Consider the following 16,840-nt stretch of genomic DNA (forward strand, 5'->3'; position numbering starts at 1 on the left):
CCAACTCCGTCCTATCGCAATCCTCTGAGGATGAGAACGGGTGCTGGGTGACCTCGACGCAGGGACGACCGAAAACACGCTTCAAGGGCCGTCAAGTGGCCTCTGCGCGGTTCGTGTACTGCGTGGTTAACCGGGCGGTGATCGATGAGGCGACGGTGGTTCGCCATCGCTGTCATAACGAGCGCTGCGTCCGTCCTGAGCACCTGATTGAGGGGTCGGTGGCGGATAACAAACGCGACGACTGGGATTTCTGGGCGAACGGGGTCGATCGAGACCTGCTGTAACCCGTGGCATGGGCCTCCAGCGGCTTCTGGGGGTCCACCCTCAACACCCGTAACACCCGAAACCACTGGGGCATAAACGGGGGCATTTCTTGGAGGGTTTAGCCCCAAGTGCCTAGTCTCGTTCCATGTTCTGATGAATTGGCTGGGGTGGTAGGATTCGAACCTACGATACACGGTACCAAAAACCGCTGCCTTACCACTTGGCTACACCCCAACGGTGAGCGGCTATCTACGATTGTTGTTGGCGGTGTTCAAGAGCTATTTGGCAAAAAAATGTGAGCGCCAGAAAATAATTTCGAGCACTCATTTGGTGCTGATCAAGACGGCCCCTACGCGATTTCCACCCTGAACCACGTCATGAGCAGCAGCGCAGTCCTCCAGTGCAAAGACGTTCTGGACCGGGCAGGTCAGCGCTCCTTCGACCAACGCACGATGAAGGGTTTCAACAGCGGCAGCGCGCAAGTTAGCAGGCAGCAGATAGATCAGGATCGTCTCAAGCGTTGCAGCTTTGAACATCATCGCTCCAAACGGAAAAACCGGTGCCATGTTTTGGGCAGACCCATACGCATTTATCCGGCCGTTCTCGGCGACCACAGTGGCGTTTGTTTCGATGTTTGATCCTAATTCGACATCTACGATACGATGGATCGCTTGTCCGCCGTTTGCGTCCAGAATCAGTTCCGTAAGATCTGGGCTGGCATAATCGAGTACGACATCCGCGCCTGCTGCGTGTACTCTGTCAAAGTTGCGTGGGCTTGCCGTTGTGATAACGCGCGCGCCTGCCCATTTTGCCAGTTGAACGGCAAGATACCCAACCGTGCCAGCCCCGCCATGAATCAGGATTGTTTGGTTTTTGGATAGCCCACCCGAAAACACGGCGTGGCAGGCGGTCAGTCCGGGGATGCCCAGAATCGCTCCGGTCTCAAGCGACACCGCGTCCGGCAGATCAACAGCCTGGTCGCTGGGTAAGGTGATGTAACTTGCAGCTGTTCCGAATGCGCGCTTCCATTGTCCATTCCAGACCCACACGCGCTGACCGATCCGGGATGTGGGTACGCCATCCCCGACGGCAGTGATCACACCGGATCCGTCACTGTGCGGGATGATCAGCGGAAAAGGAGGTTCCGTCACGCCTGGCCGGGTCCCAGACCGGGCCTTGATGTCCGAAGGGTTGACGCCCGAAAACGCCAACTCAACGGTGACCTCACCCGGTCCGGGAGGTATCGGAGGAAGGTCTTTCAGCTTCAGAACTTCGGCTGCGTCTCCGAAAGCGGAATAGGTCACTGCGCGCATAGGGTCCTCCGTTTGCCCTAGTTACATCGCAAACGAGTGGGGAATTCAAACCGCTTGTGCTTCGTGACCTGTGCAACAAGCGGCAGGTGCTTTATTCGCGGATTTCGGTTGGATCGACGCCCCAGAGATTCGATTTCAGCGTCCAGCCCCGATAGCCACCGGCCGTGATCCGGCACCAATCCAGCGAGCACGTGCCAAGGCGGGCCACGACGCCAGTCTCGAAATGTGCGTTCACAGGCGAATCCGGATCGGGGCGCACATATACAGGCAGCATGTCGGATTCGATCAGCACCGTGCGTACACCAGACAACAAAGCATAGTGAACCCACCCACCGGCGCCGTCGCGGTCCTGAACTTTGCGCCAGTTGCCGTATTCAGCCGTGACTTGCAGCGGCATCCCGCGCCGCTTGAATACCCAATCGATTCGATGGCTCAGCGACGGCCCGCGCCGAACGTTCCCTTCAGCGGCTTTCATTGAAACATAGCGGGGCAGGGGAAGGTTGGTAACCGATCCGCGCTTGTCCTCGGCATGCGCAGCCCAAGAGCTGAACATGACCAGAAATACGGATATCGCCGCCAGACATTGGCGTTTTACCGGTCGAATACCACTCACTGACTGCCTGCTCTTATGCCTGTTGATCCGGTTTTGAAAAAAGGTCGACTCAATGCCACTGGGGTTCTTGTGCCCCGCCTTATCCTGCGCCACGATGACATGGCGCGCGTCTGTTTGCAAAGCAGTGGGAGGGCCGAGGTGCCAAGAGAACGTCTGAGTGTTGTCGTTACGCGACGGTTGCCCGAAGCAGTTGAAACCCGGTTGAGCGAGTTGTTCGATGTGCGCCTGCGCGATGACGACACGCCCATGACAAGAGATGAGCTTGTGGCCGCGGTACAGGAAGCCGATGTGCTTGTGCCTACGGTGACCGACACGATCGACGGCGGCCTGCTGGGGCAGGCAGGTGAAAACCTTAAGCTGATCGCCAATTATGGGGCGGGCGTCGATAATATTGATGTGTCCACAGCCCGGCAGCGCGGCATTCTGGTTTCGAACACGCCGGGTGTGCTGACTGATGACACCGCCGACATGACAATGGCCCTGATCCTGGCCGTCACGCGCCGCATTCCCGAAGGGTTGAGCGTGATGCAGCAGGGTGATTGGACCGGCTGGGCTCCAACCGCCTTTCTTGGCGGGCGCATCGGGGGGCGGCGTTTGGGAATTCTGGGTATGGGTCGAATTGGACAGGCCGTTGCGCGGCGAGCAAGTGCGTTTGGAATGCAAGTGCATTATCATAACCGCCGCCGGCTGCGGCCCGAAATCGAGCAGGAGTTAGAGGCGACCTATTGGGAAAGCCTTGACCAGATGGTGGCGCGAATGGATGTGATCTCGGTCAACTGCCCATCGACCCCATCGACCTTCCACCTGATGAATGCACGCCGACTGAAGCTGATGAAGCCGTCAGCCGTGATCGTAAACACGTCACGTGGTGAAGTTGTCGACGAAAACGCCCTGACGCGGATGATCCGTGCGGGCGAAATCGCAGGGGCAGGGCTGGACGTCTACGAACAGGGTACTGATGTGAACCCGCGGCTGCGTCAGCTGCCCAATGTTGTGCTCTTGCCGCACATGGGATCGGCCACGCTGGAAGGGCGGATCGAAATGGGTGAGAAAGTTATCATCAACATCAAGACCTTCGAAGATGGCCACCGTCCGCCAGATCAGGTTGTGCCCTCAATGCTGTGAGCCGCCGGAAAGGAGCCTGAATGAACCTGTTTGAAGGGGGATGTCGCTGCGGACGTTTGCGCATTTCTGCTTCGGGCCGTCCCCTTCGGGTTGGGATTTGCCATTGCGTGGACTGTCGTAAGCATCATGGGGCTTTGTTTTATGCCGCAGCAATATTCCCTAGCGGTGCGGTCAAGATTTCCGGCCCCTCACAGGGCTATGCAGATCGGTTCTTTTGCCCAACTTGCGGCTCTCCGGTGTTTGCGCGCAGCGGTTCCGAGGTTGAGGTGCATTTGGGATGCCTCGATGAGCCTAACCAATTGACGCCGACCTATGAATGTTGGGTGTCGCGGCGCGAATGCTGGTTGCCCGAATTCATTGGAATGGATCGGTTTGAGAAGGATCGGGATGAGGCTGAAGCATAGCTACTGTCGCGAATCTCTGCCGCAACCCTGCGCTTGTGCTGCCAACTCTTGCAGTTCGGTTGCATTGCTTACAAGGCTGAAAATAAATAAAGTATTGGAGGATTTGACCAAATGAGATGTTTTTCCGCTTTATTGCTTTCGGCATTTGTTTTTTCAGCGCCAGGCTTTGCTCAGGAAGCAGCTGATGCCGTTGCGCCCGAAACCGCCACACAAGGGCAGGTGCAGGCTCTGACCGAAGAGGTCATCGCTGCGCTTGAAGCCAAGTTGGACGGCGTCCCGGTTACATCTGAGAACTGGATGGTGGCCGCCGCCAATCCACTGGCCGTTGAAGCCGGGGCCAAAGTACTGCGCGCAGGCGGGTCCGCTGCTGATGCAATGGTGGCCGTGCAGGTTGTGTTGGGTCTGGTTGAACCGCAATCCTCTGGCCTGGGCGGCGGCGCGTTCTTGGTTTGGTACGACGCAGCTACTGGTCGGATGACAACGCTGGACGGGCGCGAGACCGCACCGCAGGCAGCCAAACCAAGGCTGTTTCAGGATGAACAGGGCGAACCGCTGAAATTCTTTGATGCGGTCGTCGGAGGATTGTCCGTAGGAACGCCGGGCACGCCAGCCCTGCTTGAAGAGGCGCATCGCCGCTGGGGCCGCTCGTCCTGGCCCGGCTTGTTCGCCGATGGCATCCGGTTGGCAGATGAAGGTTTCCTGGTCTCGCCACGCTTGGCCAGCCTTGTTGAAAACGACGCCGAACGCCTGTCGCGTTTTCCCGAAACGGCCGCTTACTTTCTGCCGGGCGGAGAGCTTTTGCAGCAAGGGCAACGGCTGACCAATCCGGCCTACGCAGATACCTTGCGTGTATTGGCCAGCGACGGGGCCGCAGGGTTTTATGGCGGTGAGATTGCTGCAGATATTGTCCGCACGGTGCGGAATGCTCCGGGCAATCCGGGTGTTCTGTCCGGCATTGATCTGGCGCTGTATCAGGTGATCGAACGCGAACCGGTTTGTGCTGCATACCGCGCGTATGAAGTCTGTGGCATGGGGCCGCCATCCTCTGGTGCGCTGACCGTGGGACAGATTTTGGGGATGCTAAACAGCTATGATCTGGCAGCAATGGGCCCAGAAAGCGCGGAAGCTTGGCGGCTGATCGGAGACGCCTCGCGCCTCGCCTTTGCGGACCGAGGTCGTTACATGGCCGACAGTGATTTTGTTCCCATGCCGACAAAGGGGTTGGTTGATCCGGATTATCTTGCGCAGCGTGCGGCTTTGTTGAACACCGAAGCTGCGTTGGCGGAAACCGCGCCGGGCCAACCCGAATTCGACCATGCGCTGAACTGGGCGGATGATGTCTCGCTCGAGCTTCCCTCGACCTCGCATATCTCGATTGTGGACAGCTATGGCAACGTTCTGTCGATGACAACGACCATCGAAAACGGCTTTGGTTCGCGTCTGATGACGAACGGGTTTCTTCTGAACAACGAGCTGACGGATTTCTCGTTCAAAACCCATAGCGACGGTGTGCCGATTGCCAACCGGCTGGAACCCGGAAAACGCCCGCGTTCGTCCATGAGCCCGACCATTGTGATGCAGGACGGTGCACCGGTTCTGGCGATTGGATCGCCAGGTGGCAGCCGCATCATCGGTTATGTCGCGAAATCGATTATCGCCTGGGCCGATTGGGATATGGACGTACAGCAAGCGCTGTCCCTGCCGCATCTGGTCAATCGTTTCGGAACCTACGATGTCGAGGCGGGCACCGCAGCCGAAGGGTTCACGGATGCGCTGGTGCTGCAAGGTTTTGAGGTCAATCCGCGTGACCTGACATCGGGTTTGCATGCCATTGAAATCGGTGAAGGGCTAAGCGGCGGAGCGGACCCGCGCCGCGAAGGTATTGCGCTAGGCGAATAAGCCCCGGGTATGTATGAGGATTGCCACCGTTTGCGAGCCTTTCAGTCATGTCCTGAAAGGCAAGCCATGCGTTGGGGCAGAGAGGATGACGATGGTACAAGCAAAAGTCTTGCCAAGAAATGAAACAGGCATCGAAACGGCGATCAGCATTCTCAAACAACGTTTCGGTGACAGGCTGCAAACAAGCACCGCAATCCGCGAACAGCATGGTCACACCACGACATGGATCGAAAACCAAAGTCCGGATGCCGTGGTTTTCCCGCAGAACACGCAAGAGGTTTCAGACATCGTTAAAGCCTGTGCCGCGCATCGGGTGCCTGTGATCCCTTTTGGCACGGGCACGTCGCTGGAAGGGCACGTGAATGCGCCCGCAGGGGGCATTTCGGTCGATCTGATGCAAATGGACAGCGTGCTTGCTGTTCATGCCGAAGATCTGGACTGCGTCGTACAACCAGGCGTGACGCGCGAGGCGCTGAACACGCATCTACGGGATCAGGGTCTGTTCTTTCCGATAGACCCCGGGGCCAATGCCTCGCTGGGTGGGATGGCCGCTACCCGCGCCTCGGGCACCAATGCGGTGCGGTATGGAACAATGAAGGACAATGTTCTGAGCCTTGAGGCGGTCATGCCGGACGGTCAAATCATCCGTACCGGGCACCGGGCCAAGAAGTCGTCAGCGGGGTATGACCTGGCCCGCCTTTTGATCGGAGCTGAAGGCACGCTTGGGATCATCACTGAACTGACCTTGCGGCTGCAAGGCATCCCCGAAGCCATCAGTTCGGCCCGATGCTCGTTTCCAACGGTGGACGCGGCCTGCCGTGCTGTGATGATGACCATTCAGTATGGCATTCCGGTCGCTCGGATCGAACTTTTGGATGAGCTTTCGGTTCAGGCTGCCAATGCCTATTCGGGGCTCAGCCTTCCCGCTACGCCGCTCTTGTTGCTGGAGTTTCATGGCTCGGAAAGCGGCGCGGTTGAACAGGCTGAAACGTTTGGCCAGATCGCAGAAGAATTCGGGGGTACAGACTTTGCCGCCACATCGACCACCGAAGAGAGGAACAAGCTGTGGCAGGCGCGGCATGATATGTATTGGGCGTGTCTACAACTGCGTCCCGGTGCGCAGGGAATCTCTACGGATGTTTGTGTGCCGATCTCACGTCTGGCCGAATGTGTGACCCAGACCCAAAGAAAGGCAGCCGAACTTGGCTTGCTTGCTCCGGTTGTGGGCCATGTGGGGGACGGGAATTTCCACACGCTGTTGCTGATCGATATGGAAAATACAGAAGAGGTCGCTAAGGCCGACGCCTTTGTTGGCTGGTTGAATGATCTGGCCATTTCAATGGAAGGCACCTGCACTGGTGAACACGGCATTGGGCAGGGCAAGCAGCCTTATCTGATAAAAGAACTAGGGGGTGCAACGCGGTATATGGCAGCGATCAAGGCCGCGTTGGATCCTGACAACATAATGAACCCCGGCAAGATACTGTCTGGTCGTCCATAATAATTTTCCTGATCTGGTCCGTTTTGTGCCGTCAAAACGTCCAGTTGTTTTGGTTTTTAAAAGCCGAACGCAAACAGGTGGTCGATATGAGTGCAAAATACTTGGCAGGCTTTGTGGCAATCTGCGGATTGGCCGTCGCGGGGCTGGACTATCATCAGCAGGCCAAAGCATCGGAAAACGGTCTGAACATGAAAGGCTATCTGGATTCGGTGTCATCGCGTGTTGGTCTCGCAGACAGCGTAGATGAGGCAGAAGCCCGTGTTTCCAAACCACAGGAACCCGCAGCGCAGAAACCCAACGAGGACCGAGGCAAACTGGTCTGCATTACAGTCGGAACCAGTAAACGCTGCAGTTCAAGCGGGTGAACATTGCGGCGGAATGACCGATCTTGGACCTGCATTCGGGTTTAGGGTCGTTTTTTTCCCATCACTGGTCGGATGAATGTCGCGCGTCGCCCCTTAACTGCGCCATATGGTGTCAGCTGAATTCAAGGGGAGACGCCCGGTTATGAAAACCCAAGTCAAAGCACTGGTCGTTGGCGGTGGCGCCATTGGAACCTCGATTGCCTATCACCTGGCCAAAGCAGGCTGGGACGATGTGATGTTGATCGAACGGGACGAGCTGACCTCGGGCTCGACATGGCACGCAGCTGGCCTGTTGCCGCTGTTTAATATGTCTTACGCGACGACCCACATCCACAAGTATTCGGTCGACTTCTACAAGACGCTCGAAGAAGAAACCGGCCTGAACGCGGGCTTTGCGGTGGTCGGCAACCTGCGCATGGCACAGACGCAGGATCGTATGGACGAATACATGCTCTATGCATCCACTGCTGAGACATGCGACGTAAAATACGAATGGTTGACCCCGGATCAGATCAAAGAGCGCTGGCCGCTGATCGAAACCGGCGATTTGAAAGGTGCGATCTATCACACCGAGGACGGCTATATTAACCCCGCAGACGTCACGCAGGCCATGGCCAAAGGTGCCCGCCAACGAGGCGTTGATATCGTCCGCAAAATGCAGGCTGATGCCTTCCACTGGAACGGTACCCATTGGGAACTCACCTGCACCAAGATGGTCGAACAGGGCGGCAACCTTGTCCCATCCGACGAGCAGGTCGTCATCACGGCCGAACACGTTGTGACTGCATCGGGCAACCATGCGCAGCGCACCGCCAAGATGCTGGGCATCAAGATGCCTGCAATCCCGGTCGAGCATACCTTCATCGTCATGGACAAAGACCCCGAGCTGGTCAAATGGCGTGAAGCCGGCAACCCCGAGCACCCCGTTGTGCGCGACGCCGACAACGAATCCTACGCGCGCGAAGAGCGCGGGGGCTGGATTCTGGGTATCTACGAGCACGGGGCACCAGCGCGCTTCGAATACGGCGTGCCGGACAGCTTCCGTGCCGATCTGTTTCCATTGGACATTGATCGTATCGCAGATCAGTATATGGCGATGGCAGAACGGGTGCCTTCCTGCGCTGACTCCGGCCTGAAAGATGATTTCAACGGCCCGATCTGCTATACCCCCGACGGCAACCCGCTGGTTGGCCCGGCTCCGGGTCTGCGCAACATGTGGCTGGCCGAGGGTTTCAGCTTCGGTATCACCGCTGCTGGTGGCACCGGTTATTATCTGGCGCAGATGATGGTCGATGGAGAAGCCGAGATCGACATGGCCTCGCTGGACCCCAAACGGTATTCGTCCAACTGGATGACAACCGAGTTTGCGGCGCGCAAGAACGAAGAGTGCTACGAACACGTCTACATCCTGCACCACCCCGACGAAGAGCGTGAAGCTTGCCGTCCGCTGCGCACCGTTCCGGCCTATGACCGTCAGAAAGCACGCGGCGCACAGTTCGGCTGGGTCAATGGCTGGGAACGTCCGAACTATTTCGGCCCCGTCGATGCGTCTGACAACTTCGACAAGGAAAGCCGGTCGTTCCGTCGTGGTGGCTGGTGGCAGTACGCCGTCGAAGAAGCCAAGGCGATCCGCGAAGGCGTTGGCCTGATCGACGCTTCGGCTTTCACCAAACATGTCGTCAAAGGCCCCGGCGCGACCCAGTTCCTGGATTGGTTCACTTGCAATAAGCTGCCCAAGGTCGGTCGCATCAACCTGACCTACGCGCTGACGTCGCACGGCACCACCCGCACCGAATACACCATCGTCCGCAATGGTGAGAACAACTACTATATCGTCTCTGCCGGTGCTTGGACCGAATACGACGCCGACTATCTGCGCAAGGCGGCCGAGGACAAGATGGAGGAGTTCGGGTATATCGAAATCCAGGACGTGACCACTCAGTGGGGCGTTTTTGCCATCGCCGGACCCAAGTCCCGCGACGTTCTGAAAGAGGTCATCAAGGACGCCGATCCAGAAACCGCGCTGTCCAACAAGCGCTTCCCGTGGCTGTCGGCCCGTCAGATCGAACTGGGCATGTGCCCGGTCAACGCGATCCGCGTGGCCTATACAGGTGAACTGGGCTGGGAACTGCATCACCCGATCGAAATGCAGAACTACCTGTTCGACCTGCTGGAAAAAGCGGGTGAGAAACACGGTATGAAGCTGGTCGGCGCACGTGCCCAGAACTGGCTGCGTCAGGAGAAATCCTACCGTGCCTTCGGCACCGAACTGGGCCGTGATGCGACCCCGCTGGAAGCTGACCTGCCGCGCTTTGTCGATCTGTCCAAGGACTTCTACGGCAAGGCCAAGCTGGAAGAGACCGGTGTACGCGTTAAGTGCTGCACCCTGCTGATCGACGGCCCAGAAGATGCTGACCCGTGGGGTCGCGAAGCGCTGTACACCCCGGAAGGTGAGCGTGTGGGCCGTCTGACATCGGGCGGTTACTCGGTGGCGTTCGAGAAATCCATCGGCATGGGCTATGTGAAGCCCGATCTGGCCGTCGAGGGTACCAAGCTGAAGGTCAAAATGCAGGACAAACTTTGGGATGCAGTTGTCACCTGCGACAGCCCCTACGACCCGAAAAACGAAACCATCCGTAAGGACGGTTGATCGAAGAAAGGCCCCGGCACCCCGGGGCCTTTTTTTACGCAGAAAGCGCGTCGAAACACTCCAGCGCCTTTGCGGCGTACATCATGGCTGGCCCGCCACCCATTTGAATGGCCATAGCCAGTACGTCCGACACTTCGTCTCTTGTTGCGCCTGCTTTGATCAGGGCTTCTGTGTGTAGGGTGATGCAAGGCTCGCATCTAAGTGTGACCGACATTCCCAAAGCGATAAATTCCTTTGATTTGTAGTCGAGCGTTCCGCCTTCCTTGACGGCCTTCCCGAGCGATCCGAAGGCGCGCGTTGTTTCGGGAATTGACCCGTTGAGATTGCGAAGGCTCTTGCGAGTTTCCGAGAGTTTTTCTTGCCAGTCCATTGCTGATGCCTTTTCATATTTCGCAAATGGAATATGAAGCGGGAGGCGGGGATCTGACTTTGATCTCGATCAGGTTGCTGGTCGCGATGTGATGAATGCAAGGTTGTTGGCGGGCATGTTGACCGTGTCCAAAACCTTCAGGCCGACATCCTCAAAAAGCGCAACAATATCTGTGTCGTCTTTGTAGCCAATGTCCGGGTCTTGCTGGATCAGAGCTTCGTGAAATCTCTTGTCGCCTTCGCTTGTAAGCAGGCCTGATCGCTTGAATGGTCCGTATAAAACAAATCGACCAGAGGACCCGAGCGCCGTGGCGGCCTCAGTGATGAGCGTTCGCGTTTCTTGCCAGCTGATTAAGTGTATCAGGTTAACCAAAACGATCATGTTTCGTTCGGGAAAGCGGGCATGCCACCCCGAGGCGGTCGCGTCCAGTTCTTCGGCGGTCTCAACGTTTGGCAAATCGCGCGTGTAGGCGTCGATACTAGCGCGTCGTTCAGGATCGATTTCCGTAGGTTGCCACGTCAGACCCGGCAGCAGGGTTGCAAAAGCCGCGATATGCTGACCCGTCCCGCTGGCGATCTCTAACGCCTGTCCCCGTTGCGGAGCCCAATCACGGAGCAATGCACACAAAGCGTCGGAGTTTCGCGTGGCTGCGGGCGCGACCAGTTTGCCATCTTGGGCTACATTGGCGACGCTGGCAGAGGAGGGGAGGTTGCGTTTGATCATCGTTTCAACCTGTCTGGGGACAACATCGCAACATTCTTTGCATCAAGGGCAGGAGGAGCTCCTGTAACCAGATCGCAAAGCAATTGAGACGCCGCAGGTGCGGTTTGGAAACCATAGCCACCCTGACCTGCGCTCCAGATGAAGGAGGGTTCCAGTGGGTCTCTTCCAAGCACCAAAGTTCCGTCCGGTGCAAAACTGCGCAACCCGGCCCAATTTGTTTCGACCCGCGTGACGGCTTCGGTCATCAATGCCTCATACCGGGCCAGACCTTCTGCCAGTACCATATCGTCGGCATAGGCGTCCTGCGGGGGAACCGGGTCGGCTTCGGACGGGGACACAAGCAGTTTCCCGGCGTCGGGTTTGGCGTACCATGTTTCCCCGACACCCAGCATCATGGGCCAGCCAGAAACATCATGCCCACCGGGGGCGGGCAATCGTGCCATCGAACGACGGCGTGGGGTAATGTCGATTGGGGGAAGGCCCGCAAGATCGGCAATCTGGTCAACCCACGCCCCGGCGGCGTTGACCACATTCCGGGCTTCAAAATTCTGACCCGCGGTGACGATCCAATGCACGTCCTTGCGGATCGCTGTGACTTTGTGCCTGGTCGAAATCGTCCCGCCGTTGTTCCGAATGGTTCGGGCAAAATCCTGCAGCAAACGATCTGTATCGATATCAAAAGCGGCTTCGCTGATGGCCGCAAAGCCCACCTGGTCGGGGTTCAGGATCGGAACGCGTGCGATGGCGTCATCCACCGATATGTGCGTCATGTTCAGGTCACGGCGATCGGCGGCAAACAGGTCAGACTGATCCTGTGCGCCGATCAGCATCAGGCCGCGCGGCGTCAGATACCCACCGTTCTGCGTGTGCAGGAAGGCAGCGCCTGCCTTGTTAAGAGCCACCACCGAAGGCGGCCCATAGCTTTCTTCAAACATCGCCGCAGACCGGCCCGATGCGTGGTAGCCCAGTGCATCCTCGGCCTCGAGCACCATCACGGTTCCGTGCTGCGACAGGCGCGCACCAGCGCTGAGACCGGCGATACCACCTCCTATGATCAAGAAATCAATCATGACGTTCACGCATTCTGGAAAAAATGCGTTTGGTGCTCATTGTTTGCAAATTACCCCCTAAGCCCTTCATTCGCCTTGCGTTTTGGTTTCCAGACTATAAGCAGCCTTGAATTTACGCTTCAACCCGGTCAAAGACGTATCAAAATTTTAAGGAGGGCAAGGTGACTGCAGCAGACCTTCATCCAATGGCCACTGGGCATATTCCCCGTTACGTTGTCGCAGCTGACGGAAGCGACTACTTGTTTTCAGCTATGGTCGTCTTTTTTGTCGTCTTGGTGGTGTTGATCGGTGTCGGGTACCTGACGCTCCATTCTGTGCCGGAAAAAATGGCCCATGAAAACAACCACCCGCAATTTCAATTGGTTGGTATTTTGGCGCTGCTTGCGCTGTTTACGCATAACGGTCTTTTCTGGGTTGCCGCCATTCTGGTCGCGGGTTTCCAATTCCCGGACTTTGCCACACCACTCAAGAACATTGCTGATGCCATTCGGTCCCTTGGCCGATCGCCTGTACCGGACCCCGTGCCCGAGGCTGTTGCTCCGGCTGCACCCGTTACAGAAGCAAGCGAAGCGCAGGAGCAAAGTAAATGATCGAGACCATGCTTTGCGCCCTGATTACGGTGCTGCCCGATTATTTGTTCCGTCGGTTTGTACAGGGTAAACGTATAGGCCACGAAATCACTTTGTTTACCATGTGGTACGAACTGCGTTGGGGCCTGACGACATGTGCCATTCTGGCGCTGACTGTGATTACCACGCTGTTTTACTTCCACCCGGCCAGCAAAACGGCTGCGTCCTATTTCCGTACAGTGACGATCCTGCCGCAGCTGGGCGGGCGTGTTTCAGAGGTTTTCGTCCAGAACAACCAGTTGGTCACAGCGGGTCAGCCGATTTTCCGGATCGAAGATTTCAGCCAAACCGCACAGGTCCAGGCGGCAAATGCACAGATCGCGCAGGTCCAGGCCTCGCTTAAGGTGGCGGAAACCGATTTGGCCGAGGCCGAAGCTGGAATTGCCGGGTCCAAAGCAACTCTTGCGCAGGCGCTTGAGGATTTGGAGCGTAACACGACTTTGCGGGACGAAGGCTCAAGTGCTGTAAGACTAGCCGAGATTGAGCGCCTGGAAAACCTGGTCGCCGAGCGAGAGGCGCAGGTTGTTGCCGCTGAAGCCAAACGTGCAGCCGTTGAGCAGCAGATCGAAGAACTGATCCCAGCCCAACTGGCCAGCGCGATTGCACAACTGGACGCCGCGCAAACCGAGCTGGACAAAACAGTTATCCTCGCCGGTGTTACCGGACGGGTTGAACAGTTTAGCTTGCAAGTCGGTGACTATGTGAGCCCGTTGCTGCGACCCGCTGGTATTCTGGTGCCGTCCCATACGGGACATGACCGGTTCCAAGCTGCGTTCAGCCAACTGTCTGCCCAAGTCATCAAACCGGGCATGATCGGTGAGTTGGGTTGTATGACAAAGCCGTTCACCGTGATCCCGACGGTTGTGGTCGAAGTTCAGGATGTCATTCCTTCCGGCCAACTCCGTCCTTCGGACGAGCTGCGCGATGTGCAGACCAACAAAAATCCCGGATCGATCCTTGTTTTTATGGAGCCGCTATACAAAGGAATGGCCGATGACATTCCACCGGGCAGCAACTGCCTGGCCAATGTCTACACGGACAACCATGAGCGGTTGGAGCACGAACACCTTGGGTTTTGGGAGGCCGCCTTCCTGCATGTGGTCGACACGATCGGTGTGGTCCATGCCGCAGGTCTGCGCCTGCGATTGATCCTGATGCCGGTGAATACTCTGGTGCTGACCGGGCACTGATCCGGCCCTGGGGAACCAAATGTAAAAGGCCCGGCAGGTATTGCCGGGCCTTTCTGTTTCAAAGTGCTGCTTTGAACAATTGCGTCAGGTTTTCTTTCGTCAACTCGATCGGGTTGCCCCCGCAAGAGGGATCAATGATCGCGCCTTCAACCAGCTCGGGGATCGAAGCTTCGGTGACGCCCAGATCAGAAAGGGTGCGCGGGATGCCGAGGCTGTCGTTGAATTCCTGCACAAAAGCGCGGAAGCCGTCAAAGCCACCATCAATGCCCAGATAAGCCGCTGCCTGTTGGAACCTGTCCGCGATGGCGGGGGCGTTGAACTCCAACACAGCGGGCATACAAACCGCGTTGGTGGTTCCGTGGTGGGTATTGAACACCGCACCAATCGGGTGGCTCATTGCGTGGATCGCGCCCAACCCTTTTTGGAAGGCCGTCGCGCCCATGGCTGCTGCGCTCATCAATTGGGCGCGGGCTTCAATATCGGTGCCGTCGGCATAGGCGCGCGGCAGGTAATCCTTCACCAGCCGCATCCCTTCCAAAGCAATGCCCTGACTCATCGGGTGATAATGCGGGCTGGAGAAGGCTTCAACGCAGTGCGCAAATGCATCCAAACCGGTACCTGCAGTGATGAATTTGGGCATTCCCACGGTAAGTTCGGGGTCGCAGATCACCACGGTTGGCAGCACCTTTGGGTGGAAGATGATCTTCTTGGCATGGGTTTCTGAATTGGTGATGACGCTGGCACGTCCCACTTCCGACCCCGTACCGGCCGTAGTTGGCACCGCGATGATCGGCGCAATCACATCCGCATCGGCGCGCGTCCACCAGTCACCGATATCCTCAAAATCCCAAACAGGGCGCGTCTGGCCGGCCATGAAAGCAACCATCTTTCCCAGATCCAGCCCCGAACCTCCGCCAAAGGCGATCACCCCGTCATGCCCTCCCGCAGTATATGCGGCGACGCCCGCTTCAAGGTTCTTCTCGTTCGGGTTGGGGTCCACATCACTGAACAGTCCGCGGCCCAAACCGGCAGCGTCCATGATATCCAGCGTTGCCGAAGTAATCGGCAGATCTGCCAAGCCCTTGTCTGTAACCAGAAGGGGTTTTTTCATTCCTGCCGCAGCACAGGCTTCGGGCAGTTCCTTGATACGCCCTGCGCCGAATTTGATTGCGGTCGGATAGGACCAGTTTCCAACAAGTGACATGTCAGGTTTCCTTTAGTATTCGAGGTCTGCTCGGGGGAGGGGGTCAAACCCGAGCAGACCATCGTCCTTAGACCGTGACCTTTTTCAGGTGGTAGGATTTGGGACGGGTGAGATTGTGATAGCCAATAACCGACAGACCGCCGCCGCGCCCGGTGTTCTTGCAGCCGGTCCAGCAAAGACCGGGGTCCAGATAATCCGCACGGTTCATGAACACCGTGCCGGTTTCGATCTGGTCGCCAACTCGCGTTGCGCGATCTACATCACGGGTCCAGAGGCTGGCGGTCAGGCCAAATTCACTTTCATTCATCAGCGCGATTGCTTCGTCATCAGACGAGACCTTCATGATGCCCACAACCGGTCCAAAGCTCTCATCCCGCATCACGCGCATGTCGTGGGTCACATTGGTCAATATTTGAGGGGTCAGATAAGCGCCGCCATCATCCTCAGGGAAGGCTTCGATATGCGCAACCGCGCCTGCCTCAATGGCCTCGGCAATTTGTGCCCGCACTTCATCGGCGAAACGCGCGTTGGCCATAGGTCCGATGGTGGTCTCAGCGTCCAGCGGGTTACCCAGCTTGTATCCCTTCACGATCTCCACCGCCTTGGCGACAAAATCGTCATAAAGGCTTTCGTGCACGTAAATGCGCTCGATCCCACAGCAGCACTGGCCCGAATTGAACATCGCGCCATCAATCAACGTATCGACAGCGGCATCCACATCGGCATCCTCCATGACATAGCCCGGGTCCTTGCCGCCCAGCTCGGTCCCGACGCCGGTAAATGTTCCAGCCGCTGCGCGTTCCATCGCCTGTCCACCGCCGACCGAGCCGGTGAAGTTCACAAAGTCAAACGCATTGCCCGCAATAAGGTCATGGGTGACGTCATGGCTCAGGAATACGTTCTGGAATACCTCTTCAGGGACGCCTGCTGCATGAAAGGTTTGCGCCATCCGCTCGCCAACCAATAGGGTCTGGGTGGCATGTTTCAGGACCACAGTGTTTCCCGCAATCAATGCCGGGGCGACTGTGTTGATCGCCGTCATATACGGATAGTTCCAGGGTGCCACCACAAACACCACCCCATGCGGAATGCGTTTGATGTAACGCTTGAATGTCTCGTCTTCCCCCACCGCGATGTCTGCCAGAGATGCCTCGGCAATCTCCGCCATGTGGCTCGCGCGTTCATTGAAGCCACCAAACTCACCGCCATAACGTACGGGACGGCCCATCATACGGGCCAGTTCTGGCACGATTTCGTCATTCATCGCACCCACGGCCGTTACGCCAGCCATGACTAGATCAATCCGTTCCTGCAAGGGCCGCGCTGCCCAGGCCGCTTGCGCGCCCCGCGCCTGACTCGCTACCCCAAACGCCTCGTCCCGAGACAACACCTCTCGTTCCGCAAAAACCGATCCATCAATCGGTGAGACACATTTCAACATCTGCCCCATGTTCACTCCATGTAGTAAATAAGCAGGATCCCTGCTTCATCTGGCCAAAAATACCTCGGGGGTCTGGGGG

16 protein-coding genes and 1 tRNA gene are annotated in these 16,840 nt (G+C 57.5%); 9 read left to right on the forward strand and 8 right to left on the reverse strand.

Features of this window, described 5'->3' with window-relative positions:
- Window positions 1-284 (forward strand): HNH endonuclease (locus I9187_RS13330; RefSeq protein ID WP_245223220.1); only part of this gene is annotated, 284 nt, incomplete at its 5' end.
- 139 nt (window positions 285-423) lie between these two features.
- Here I9187_RS13330 and I9187_RS13335 read toward each other — a convergent pair.
- The 3 genes from I9187_RS13335 to I9187_RS13345 form a co-directional block, all read right to left on the reverse strand.
- Window positions 424-498: transfer RNA gene (locus I9187_RS13335), tRNA-Gln, on the reverse strand.
- Between the two features lie 89 nt (window positions 499-587).
- Window positions 588-1,577 (reverse strand): NADPH:quinone reductase, encoded by a 990-nt coding sequence (locus tag I9187_RS13340; RefSeq protein WP_171175624.1) that lies wholly within the window; start codon window positions 1,575-1,577, stop codon window positions 588-590.
- A gap of 91 nt (window positions 1,578-1,668) precedes the next feature.
- Window positions 1,669-2,130 (reverse strand): SH3 domain-containing protein, encoded by a 462-nt coding sequence (locus I9187_RS13345; RefSeq protein WP_171176250.1) that lies wholly within the window; start codon window positions 2,128-2,130, stop codon window positions 1,669-1,671.
- 198 nt (window positions 2,131-2,328) lie between these two features.
- Here I9187_RS13345 and I9187_RS13350 point away from each other — a divergent pair, with 198 nt between their 5' ends.
- From I9187_RS13350 to I9187_RS13375, 6 genes are all read left to right on the forward strand, one after another.
- On the forward strand, window positions 2,329-3,315 hold the full coding sequence (locus I9187_RS13350) for a D-glycerate dehydrogenase (RefSeq protein WP_171176248.1): 987 nt from the start codon (window positions 2,329-2,331) through the stop codon (window positions 3,313-3,315).
- 20 nt (window positions 3,316-3,335) lie between these two features.
- Window positions 3,336-3,719 (forward strand): GFA family protein, encoded by a 384-nt coding sequence (locus tag I9187_RS13355; RefSeq protein ID WP_171175622.1) that lies wholly within the window; start codon window positions 3,336-3,338, stop codon window positions 3,717-3,719.
- A gap of 111 nt (window positions 3,720-3,830) precedes the next feature.
- Window positions 3,831-5,618 carry a gamma-glutamyltransferase gene (gene ggt / locus I9187_RS13360; protein ID WP_171175620.1) on the forward strand — a complete coding sequence of 596 codons (1,788 nt, stop codon included), beginning with the start codon at window positions 3,831-3,833 and terminating at the stop codon, window positions 5,616-5,618.
- Between the two features lie 91 nt (window positions 5,619-5,709).
- A complete protein-coding gene (locus I9187_RS13365) occupies window positions 5,710-7,119 on the forward strand; it encodes an FAD-linked oxidase C-terminal domain-containing protein (RefSeq protein WP_171237189.1) in 1,410 nt (469 codons plus the stop codon).
- Window positions 7,120-7,205: 86 nt separating this feature from the next.
- Entirely contained in the window at window positions 7,206-7,484 is a 279-nt protein-coding gene (locus tag I9187_RS13370; RefSeq protein WP_171175615.1) for a hypothetical protein, read from the forward strand.
- Between the two features lie 142 nt (window positions 7,485-7,626).
- Complete coding sequence (locus I9187_RS13375; protein WP_209509448.1) at window positions 7,627-10,134, forward strand: FAD-dependent oxidoreductase; 2,508 nt, start codon at window positions 7,627-7,629, stop codon at window positions 10,132-10,134.
- A 34-nt stretch (window positions 10,135-10,168) separates the two neighbouring features.
- Here the strand turns inward: I9187_RS13375 and I9187_RS13380 are convergent, their stop codons facing one another.
- From I9187_RS13380 to I9187_RS13390, 3 genes are all read right to left on the reverse strand, one after another.
- The gene (locus I9187_RS13380) at window positions 10,169-10,504 is read right to left on the reverse strand and encodes a carboxymuconolactone decarboxylase family protein (protein ID WP_171175610.1); all 336 of its coding nucleotides are present in this window, start codon (window positions 10,502-10,504) and stop codon (window positions 10,169-10,171) included.
- Window positions 10,505-10,573: 69 nt separating this feature from the next.
- Window positions 10,574-11,227, reverse strand: coding sequence for a DUF938 domain-containing protein (locus I9187_RS13385; protein WP_171175608.1), 654 nt, complete (start codon window positions 11,225-11,227; stop codon window positions 10,574-10,576).
- Window positions 11,224-12,297, reverse strand: a complete 1,074-nt coding sequence (locus I9187_RS13390; RefSeq protein WP_171175606.1) for an FAD-dependent oxidoreductase — start codon at window positions 12,295-12,297, stop codon at window positions 11,224-11,226. Before I9187_RS13390 ends, I9187_RS13385 begins: the two co-directional genes overlap by 4 nt.
- Window positions 12,298-12,458: 161 nt before the next feature.
- On the opposite strand from I9187_RS13390, the gene I9187_RS13395 reads away from it, so the two are divergent.
- Both I9187_RS13395 and I9187_RS13400 read left to right on the forward strand, forming a co-directional pair.
- Window positions 12,459-12,887, forward strand: a complete 429-nt coding sequence (locus tag I9187_RS13395; RefSeq protein ID WP_171175604.1) for a hypothetical protein — start codon at window positions 12,459-12,461, stop codon at window positions 12,885-12,887.
- Window positions 12,884-14,116 carry a biotin/lipoyl-binding protein gene (locus I9187_RS13400; RefSeq protein ID WP_171175602.1) on the forward strand — a complete coding sequence of 411 codons (1,233 nt, stop codon included), beginning with the start codon at window positions 12,884-12,886 and terminating at the stop codon, window positions 14,114-14,116. Before I9187_RS13395 ends, I9187_RS13400 begins: the two co-directional genes overlap by 4 nt.
- Before the next feature lie 58 nt (window positions 14,117-14,174).
- On the opposite strand, the gene I9187_RS13405 is transcribed toward I9187_RS13400, so the two are convergent.
- Together I9187_RS13405 and I9187_RS13410 are read right to left on the reverse strand one after the other, a co-directional pair.
- Window positions 14,175-15,320 (reverse strand): iron-containing alcohol dehydrogenase, encoded by a 1,146-nt coding sequence (locus I9187_RS13405; RefSeq protein WP_171175600.1) that lies wholly within the window; start codon window positions 15,318-15,320, stop codon window positions 14,175-14,177.
- A gap of 67 nt (window positions 15,321-15,387) precedes the next feature.
- Window positions 15,388-16,770 carry an aldehyde dehydrogenase family protein gene (locus I9187_RS13410; protein ID WP_209509446.1) on the reverse strand — a complete coding sequence of 461 codons (1,383 nt, stop codon included), beginning with the start codon at window positions 16,768-16,770 and terminating at the stop codon, window positions 15,388-15,390.
- Between the last annotated feature and the right edge of the window lie 70 nt (window positions 16,771-16,840).

The organism is Ruegeria sp. HKCCE4148 (genome assembly GCF_017872495.1).
Classification (GTDB): domain Bacteria; phylum Pseudomonadota; class Alphaproteobacteria; order Rhodobacterales; family Rhodobacteraceae; genus Ruegeria.